This window comes from Kitasatospora sp. NPDC059648 (genome assembly GCF_042734825.1).
In the GTDB taxonomy this organism is placed as follows: domain Bacteria; phylum Actinomycetota; class Actinomycetes; order Streptomycetales; family Streptomycetaceae; genus Kitasatospora.
The window spans coordinates 1-3,690 of record NZ_JBHWDU010000197.1 but is presented as its reverse complement, the minus strand read 5'-3'; the positions used below and the strand labels follow the sequence as shown (position 1 = coordinate 3,690).

3 protein-coding genes are annotated in these 3,690 nt (G+C 67.2%); 2 read left to right on the top strand and 1 reads right to left on the bottom strand.

What is annotated here, in order from left to right:
• Positions 1–98: 98 nt before the first annotated feature.
• The gene (locus tag ACFV1W_RS40305) at positions 99–413 is read left to right on the top strand and encodes a group II intron maturase-specific domain-containing protein (RefSeq protein ID WP_380422517.1); all 315 of its coding nucleotides are present in this window, start codon (positions 99–101) and stop codon (positions 411–413) included.
• Between the two features lie 595 nt (positions 414–1,008).
• Positions 1,009–2,139, top strand: a complete 1,131-nt coding sequence (locus tag ACFV1W_RS40300; RefSeq protein ID WP_380422515.1) for a metalloprotease — start codon at positions 1,009–1,011, stop codon at positions 2,137–2,139.
• Positions 2,140–2,797: 658 nt separating this feature from the next.
• Here ACFV1W_RS40300 and ACFV1W_RS40295 read toward each other — a convergent pair.
• The gene (locus tag ACFV1W_RS40295) at positions 2,798–3,220 is read right to left on the bottom strand and encodes a hypothetical protein (protein WP_380422514.1); all 423 of its coding nucleotides are present in this window, start codon (positions 3,218–3,220) and stop codon (positions 2,798–2,800) included.
• Positions 3,221–3,690 lie beyond the last annotated feature (470 nt).

Genomic DNA, 3,690 nt, shown 5'->3' with positions numbered 1-3,690 from the left:
AACATCACCCGCAGCCGCCTCGGACGCCTCACTCGCCAAGGCTTCCTCACCCAACCCGAACGAGGCCGCTACCAGAAACGGACTTAACGTCCACTCAGATCACGCGCGGTTGGGCCAACTACTTCAAGCACGCGGTCGCCAAGCATGTCTTTGACAGGCTGGACGCCCTCGTGTGGTGGCGTCTGATCCGCATGTTGCGGGAACGCCACCGTTGGAGCTGGGGGCGACGTCCGCCGCCGGTTCACCACTCCTACGGGGAAGTGGCGACCGATCTCAGCGGACGGGGTCGAGCTGTTCCAGATTGCATCGGTCACGGTCAGCCGCTACCGATACCGGGCCAGCACGATCCCCAACCCATGGCAGCTTGCGAACCCCGTCTGACGGCAGAGACCGTGGAGAGCCCGTTGCGTTGAGAGGCGCACGGCGGGTTCGGCGAGAGGTCCGGAGAAACGGACCAGGAGCAATCCTGGCACCGCGCTCCGGGCCTACTCAGCGACGTTAGGGATCGGTCCCCGCCGGCCCGCCCATCAGTCCATATGTCCACGTGAGATCATCGCCGAGGCGTTCGAAGCCGACCGCAGGGGGGCGGGCCATCGCGGCCTTCGAGTCGCACGTCCGCCACTTCCCGGGCGACCGATGGAGTCCTGGGGGCGTCCGGCCTTCGCCGGGCGCTCACCATCAACACGGCCCCTGTCGAACGACGCGGGGGTGTCATGATCGGCGAGACGAAGTCTGGCAGCCCCCATCCGGCCCGGCGGCGGCTTTGCCCGCCTGCTCCGCGACCAGGGACACAACGGCGTCGCCGACCACTGACACCTCGTGTCGTCTGCCACTGCTGTTCTGACGTCACCCAGTAGGAATCTCACCGTCGGCCAGGCCAGATTCGCCGTGCGCCGGCGGGCGCCTTCGCGTGATCCGCATCGACGATGCAGTCAGTATCATCCTACGGGACGTCATTTCCTCGGCCGACAGGGGCCCTTCCACATTTGTTTCTCTGAAAGGAAGTCCATGGACATAGGAAAGAAGTTGTCGCGTCGCTTCGCCGCCTTCGGCGCGGCCGTTCTCGCCGGTATGGCCGCAGTCCCGCTGTCAGCCACCAGCGCGGCGGCAGTTGCGGCTCCTGTCTGCTTGAGCGGAAATCTCATGTACGACTACCAGTCGGCCGACGCGGGAACGTCGAAGCCGACGATGACCAAACCGGTCCGCAGCGCGAACGTCGAACTGTGGGGCAATGAGAAGCCCACCGACTCCCCGCACCGGCTCACTGCCGATTTCCAGTACACGGCGGGCGACGGAGGCTTCAAGCTCTGCCACACGCCCACGACGACGTCGATGAGCAGCATGTGGGTGCGGTTCAATGCCGAAAGTACGAAGTTGTGGAGGGTCAACGACACCCGAGGCGCAACCTACACGCTGGACTCCCAGACCCTGCACAACGTCTCCTCCAGCGCTTCGCTTGGCGTGATCAAGCCTTCCTCCGACACTGCCCGGGCCTGGCACGCCTTCGACACCGTCAACCTTCTGTGGTGGAACCGCAACAACCCCGCCAGCATCTGCTGGTCCTCTCACGAGACAGACGGAAACCACTGCACCGAGCTCAACATCCAGTGGACCGACACTTCGACGGACGGTCCGTACTACGACATCGGCAGCCACACCATCCACCTCTCCGCCGCCGACCCCGACTCCGAGCACACCATCCTCCATGAGTCCGGTCACTTCTTCATGAATCGTTTGTTCAACGGCTTCCCGAGCTACACCATCTGCACTTCCCAGTACATCTACAATCGCGCTGGCAGTGGTACGTGTGCATGGGTCGAGGGCTTCGCCGATGCCGTCGCCGCCTACCTCCTGGGTGACTACCGCTACGTCTGGCCGAACGGCACCGAGATGTCCTTCGCTTACTCATCAGGCTGGGGTACCGGAGACCAGGTCGAGGGCAACGTGACCGGTTCGCTGCTCGACCTGTGGAGGAACGTCGACGGTGGCAACTGGAACCGCACGATCACCCTGTTGACGTCTACCGCCCCGTCCACCTTCTCCGAATACTTCAATACCGGCCGGCCGAAGGCCGGCCCCCCGCTTTCCACCGGTTGGGACGCGCTTTCCTACCTCCGCAGCCATTCCATCCAGTACTGAACCCACTGATCCCGTGCCTTTACGAGCAGAGCTGTCCGGGGTGTGACCAGAACAAACCGGCGAACAACAGCGGCAGGCGTGGAGCTGGCGGATGCCTACCGGTGCGGGCGCACTGGATGGCGCCACAGGCCGCGCCGCCGGACGATCGGTGCCGTCGCCCTCCGCTGGGGGTTCCGACACCCGGCAGACCTGAGCCGGGCCTTCCGCTCCGCGTACGGCGTGCCACCGAGCACGCTGCGATGCGGCGGCGGCCAAACCGGGCCGGAGTGACGGCTGACGGGTTCGCTCGTTGGGCTGTTGGCTGTGCAGGTGAGGATGAAGAGCACTTGTTGGCGAGTGCTGGCAGCGGTTCGTTGTAGATCGCGGGTCAAACGTCGACGAGAGGCGAGGGGTCCTGCTCTCGGTAACGAAAGGCACATCGCCCCGCCCGTCGAGTCAATGGCGAAGCGCCTGCCCCGCGTCCGGACGCGGCTCGGCCGAGCCCCGGGGATGCAGGGGGTTGTTTCCCCGGGACCCGACCGGCCCGCCCCGCACCACCCGTCCCGTCGCACCAGGTCGCACGGCTGAGCGCAGCCGTCCCGGCCGGACGGCCGGGACGAGCCAGGAGACCGAATCCAGTCGCGGCAGGAGCGGCGGCGGGGCCCTGGGGGGTCAGCGGTCATCCCGCCTCCTTCGCCCAAGCGTCCCGGCCGCCGTCGGTCAGCTGCGCCCACCGCTCGTACTCCTGGCGAAGATGGGGCCGAGCCGGTACCTGCCATGCGGGCGAGCCGGGCCCGACCGGGCCGAGGACGAAGCGACCGTCGGCCAGGTCGAAGGCGAGCCGCTCGTAGGCGGTGCGCGCGGCCTCGGCGATGTCGTGCTCGTCGCGGCTGCAGAGTGCCAGGCGGTCGGCGAGCGCGGCCCGGCGCAGCCGGTACTCCCGCTCCGGGGAGGCGCGCGGGTACTCACCATCATTCCTGAGCGCGGCCTGGAGGCGGGTCACCGCGGTGTTCTCGGCCACCGGCCCCAGGGCGGCGGCGTACGCGACCTCGGGCGCGAGAGCGTCGCAGCCCTCCTCCGCACGGTGGTGGTGACCGGTCACTTGCGACGGCACCTCAGGTAGTGGGTGATGAACACCGGTGCGGGCCAAGCTCCTTGGGCACCGGGGATGGTCTGCGATCGCTTCGCCGGGACGGCACACTGCCGGCTGCGATCGTGCAGTGACGGCGTGCCTACCGGGCAGTAGGGGTCGGGAACCGGTGGCCTGCGGCGCAGGATACGGCTGCGCCCCTGGGTGCTCGGCGCCCGGCACGCCCCACTCGTCACCGGCGCGGGCAACCACTCGACCTCGTGAGCGTGCCGCAGGCCGGAGATCCGGACGGGCGGGCTAGAGGTACTACCAAAACCCGCCCCACCCCACACCAGCAAACGACCGGAACCCGAGAACCCGGGCCCACATAAGCAATCTCGCTGACCTCCTAGTAGGGCTTGGTCAGGTTCGCATGGGTGTCGGTATGTCGCGATGGCAGGTCGGGCAATTGCCTGCCCAGGTGGCGAGGACCAACTGCAGCT